We start from the raw sequence: 4,264 nt of genomic DNA, 5'->3' as shown, positions 1-4,264 counted from the left end.
GGAAATGGGGGTGGGGACCCGGGGACGGGTCGATGGGTCACTGGTCGCCGCAGCCGGCCACCGCGCCGTCCTGGTCGAGCCAGGGCAGGTCGTGGCCCATCCGGTCGCGCTTGGTGCGCAGGTACCGGACGTTGTGCTCGCCGGCCTGCACGGGCATCGGGATCCGGGAGAGGATCTCCATGCCGTGGCGGGCGAGGGCGTCGGTCTTGTCGGGGTTGTTGGTCATCACCCGCACCGTCCGGGCGCCGAGGTCGGCGAGGATCTGCGCGCCGGCCCCGTAGTCCCGGGCGTCGGCGGGCAGGCCGAGCTCGAGGTTGGCGTCGAGGGTGTCGTGGCCGCGTTCCTGCAGTTCGTAGGCGCGCAGCTTGGACATCAGGCCGATGCCGCGGCCCTCGTGCCCGCGCAGGTAGACCAGCACCCCGCGGCCCGCCTCGTGGATGCGCTCCAGCGACGCCTCCAACTGGGGTCCGCAGTCGCAGCGCAGCGAGTGGAAGACGTCGCCGGTGAGGCACTCGGAGTGCAGCCGCACCAGCAGGTCCCGGCCGTCGCCGATGTCCCCGTGGACCAGGGCGACGTGCTCGACGCCGTCGACGGTGGAGCGGTAGCCGTAGGCGGTGAAGTCGCCGAAGCGGGTGGGCAGGCGGACCTGGGCCTCGCGGCGCACGGTGGGCTCGGCGGAGCGCCGGTAGGCGATCAGGTCCTCGATGGAGACGATGGTCAGCCCGTGCTTGCGCGCGAAGGGCACCAGGTCGGGCAGCCGCAGCATCCGGCCGTCCTCCCCGGCGATCTCCACGATGACGCCGGCGGGCCGCATCCCGGCGAGCCGGGCCAGGTCGACGGCGGCCTCGGTGTGGCCGGGGCGCTCCAGCACGCCGCCGGAGCGGGCCCGCAGCGGGAAGACGTGGCCGGGGCGCACGAAGTCGTCCGGTCCGGCCGTGCCGCCGGCCAGCAGGCGCAGGGTGGCGGCACGGTCCTCGGCGGAGATGCCGGTGGTGACGCCGTGCGCGGCGGTGGCGTCCACGGAGACGGTGAACGCGGTCTTCATGGACTCGGTGTTCGCCTCGTCCTGCACCATCTGCGGCAGGCGCAGGCGGTCGAGCTCGTCGGCCTCCATGGGGGCGCAGATCAGTCCGCGGCACTCGCTCATCATGAAGGCCACGACCTCGGGGGTGGCCGCCTCGGCGGCGATCACCAGGTCGCCCTCGTTCTCTCGGTTCTCGTCGTCGACGACCACCACGGGGCGGCCGGCCGCGATGTCCGCGATCGCCTGCTCGACGGGGTCGAGGGCGAGGATCAGGGCGTCGGGGTCCTCGGGGTGGCGGGGGTTCGGGGTCCAGGCGGGTGCCGTCATGCCGGCGTTCCTTCCAGGGCGGGTCGCTGGGCTGTGCGGGAGCGGATCCACCAGTCGCGCATGCCCCACAGGACGAGTGCCCCGTAGACGAGATAGATGAGTCCGGAGAAGGCGAGTCCGCCCGCGAAGTTGAGCGGGACGCCGACCAGGTCGACCAGGAGCCAGGCGAACCAGAATTCGACCATGCCCTTGGCCTGCGCGTACATGGCGACCAGGGTGCCGACGAAGATGTAGGCGTCGGCCCACGGGCTCCAGGACAGGGTGGGGAACAGCGTGAACAGCCCGCCGACGGCGAGGGTTCCGGCCAGGGCGCCGGCGGCCAGCAGGCCGCGCTCGTTCCAGGTGGCGAAGCGGACCTGGACGGCGCCGTCCGCGGAGGTCCTGCGGCCCAGCTGCCAGGCGCGCCAGCCCCACACCGCCACCGCGACGACCACCAGCTGCTTGCCGACGCCGCCCGCCTGCTGCACGGATATGTTCGCGGCGATCAGCACCAGGCCGGACACCAGCTGGAGCGGCCAGGTCCAGACGTTGCGCCGCCAGCCGAGGGCGAGCGCGAAGAGGCCAAGGGTGTTGCCGATCAGGTCGGACCAGATGATGTGCTGTCCGAGGACGGTGAACGCCTGCGCGTTGAGCCAGCTCACCGGTCGCCCTCCGTCCGGCCCGCGAGGGTGAGCCGCTCCACGTACTTGGCGACCACGTCCACCTCGAGGTTGACCGGGTCGCCGGCCTTCTTGGCGCCGAGCGTGGTCAGCGCGAGGGTGGTGGGGATGAGGCTGACGGTGAAGAAGTCCTGGCCGGCCTCGACGACGGTGAGGCTGATGCCGTCGACGGTGATGGACCCCTTGCCGACCACGTAGCGGGACAGCTCCGCGGGCAGCGAGATCCGCACGACCTCCCAGTGCTCGGAGGCCTGGCGGTCCAGGATCGTCCCCGTGCCGTCGACGTGGCCCTGCACGATGTGCCCGCCCAGGCGGCCCCCGACGGGGGTGGGGCGTTCGAGGTTGACGCGCGATCCCACGGTCAGCGCGCCGAGGCTGGACCGCTTGAGGGTCTCGGCCATGACGTCCGCGGTGAACTCGTCGCCCTCGTGCTCGACGACGGTGAGGCAGACTCCGTTGACCGCGATCGAGTCGCCGTGCTTGGCGCCCTCGGTGACGACGGGGCCTCGCAGCCGGAACCGTGCGGCGTCGTCGAGCTGCTCGACGGCCGTCACCTCACCCAGCTCTTCTACGATGCCGGTGAACACTTCCCGGGTCCTCCTGCCGTGACGGGCACGGACTCCGGGGCTGCCGACGACGACGGCAGGACACACGGGCACGCGGTTCGCACCGCCAACGGCTCGACCCCGCACGGCACGCCGGACGGGAAGGGACCACGGGCGCACGCCTGCCGACCGCGCCCAGGGCACGGCCAGGACGACGACCCGCGGGCGACCACCCGCTCCGACGGCCCGGCACGGTCGTGCCTGCCCGTCGCGCACTGCCTCCCATCCGGACTTTAACCGTCGGTCCAGGAATTTCACCTGGTCAGCCGACCGCTGGAGGCGGCCGGGTCGCGGACTGTAACCGCCGGTTCGGATTTTCACCGACCCCGGAGTGCGCTGTTGGTCATTGATCTGACACGCCCAGTGTGCCATGTCACCCGGTGCCCGGAGAAGACCCCCTCTGTGGACTGACTCACATTGGGTGGTCGCTCGCGTGTACGGTCAGATCGGTGCACGGTGCACCGGATCGCCCCGGGGAGGGACCGCGTGTCCGACACGTCGACCGGCCGACCGGCCTACGGAGCAGAGCAGGTACGCAAGGCCCGCTACGCGGTGGCCACGGTGTTCGCGGTGCACGGCGCGGTGGCGGGATCGTTCGCCTCCCGGGTGCCCTGGGTCGCGGACCACGCCTCGGTGAGCGCGGGACAGCTGGGTCTGGCGCTGGCGATGCCCGCGCTGGGCGCCTCGCTGGCGATGCCGCTGGCCGGCCGGATCACGCACGTGCTGGGCGCTCGGACCGCCCAGCGGATGCTGCTCGCGGGGTGGACGCTCTCCCTGGTGCTGCCCGGCCTCGCCCCGAACCTGCTCACCCTGTGCCTCGCCCTGTTCGTGTACGGCGCCACCTCCGGGATGGCGGACGTCGTGATGAACGCGAGCGGCGTGGAGGTGGAGAACCTCCTGGACCGGTCGATCATGTCCGGCCTGCACGGCATGTGGAGCACGGGCGCGCTGCTGGGCTCGGCCGGCGGCACGCTGGCCGCGCACCTGGACGCGGACGGACGACTGCACTTCGCCGTCGCCGCGGCGGTCCTGACGGTGGTGGGCCTGATCGCCTGTTCCTGGCTGCTGGACATCCGTGCCGCGGTGGACGAGGAGCCGCCGCCTCGGTTCGCGCTGCCGCCGCGCTCCGCGCTGCTGATCGGCGCGATCGGCTTCTGCGCGGTCTTCGCCGAGGGCGCCAGCCTCGACTGGTCGGCGGTCTACCTGCGCGACGTCCTCGGGTCCTCGGCGACCCTGGCCGCCGCCTGCACCACCGGTTTCACCCTGACCATGGCGCTGGCCCGGTTCGCCGGCGACCCGGTGGTCGACCGTTTCGGCGCCGTGCGCTCGGTGCGGGTGAGCGGTGCGCTGGCCGCGCTCGGCGGGGTGCTGGTGGTCCTCGCCCCGCACCCCGCGGTCGCCATGACCGGGTTCGCGCTGCTGGGCCTGGGCATCGCCGTGGTGGTGCCGCTGTGCTTCGCGGCCGCCGGCCGCAGCGGCCCCAACCCGAGCCAGGCCATCGCGGGCGTCGCCACCATCACCTACACCTCCGGGCTGGTCGCCCCCGGGGCGATCGGCGCGCTGGCCGAGGCCACCAGCCTGGTCGTGTCGTTCGCCCTGGTGACGCTGCTCGCCTGCGGGGTGGCCGGCTTCGCCGGGGTGCTACGCGC

Annotated in this window: 4 protein-coding genes and 1 riboswitch; of the genes, 1 reads left to right on the top strand and 3 read right to left on the bottom strand. The window is 72.9% G+C overall.

Annotation, left to right across the window (positions count from 1 at the left end; genetic code table 11):
• Positions 1–37: 37 nt before the first annotated feature.
• From ACOV8S_RS29395 to ACOV8S_RS29385, 3 genes are read right to left on the bottom strand one after another with little or no spacing between them, the layout of a single operon-like run.
• The gene (locus ACOV8S_RS29395) at positions 38–1,351 is read right to left on the bottom strand and encodes a bifunctional 3,4-dihydroxy-2-butanone-4-phosphate synthase/GTP cyclohydrolase II (RefSeq protein ID WP_448321522.1); all 1,314 of its coding nucleotides are present in this window, start codon (positions 1,349–1,351) and stop codon (positions 38–40) included.
• The gene (locus ACOV8S_RS29390) at positions 1,348–1,992 is read right to left on the bottom strand and encodes a nicotinamide mononucleotide transporter family protein (protein ID WP_448321521.1); all 645 of its coding nucleotides are present in this window, start codon (positions 1,990–1,992) and stop codon (positions 1,348–1,350) included. Before ACOV8S_RS29390 ends, ACOV8S_RS29395 begins: the two co-directional genes overlap by 4 nt.
• On the bottom strand, positions 1,989–2,597 hold the full coding sequence (locus tag ACOV8S_RS29385) for a riboflavin synthase (protein ID WP_382557486.1): 609 nt from the start codon (positions 2,595–2,597) through the stop codon (positions 1,989–1,991). The genes ACOV8S_RS29390 and ACOV8S_RS29385 overlap by 4 nt, the downstream gene beginning before the upstream one ends.
• A 226-nt stretch (positions 2,598–2,823) precedes the next feature.
• Positions 2,824–2,954, bottom strand: a riboswitch (FMN riboswitch).
• 147 nt (positions 2,955–3,101) lie between these two features.
• On the opposite strand from ACOV8S_RS29385, the gene ACOV8S_RS29380 reads away from it, so the two are divergent.
• A partial coding sequence (locus ACOV8S_RS29380) for an MFS transporter (RefSeq protein WP_448321520.1) occupies positions 3,102–4,264 on the top strand: 1,163 nt, incomplete at its 3' end.

It is taken from the genome of Streptomyces sp. CO7, from assembly GCF_053474865.1.
Note: the sequence above shows the minus strand (reverse complement) of the source record. Positions and strands in the feature narration are given on the sequence as shown.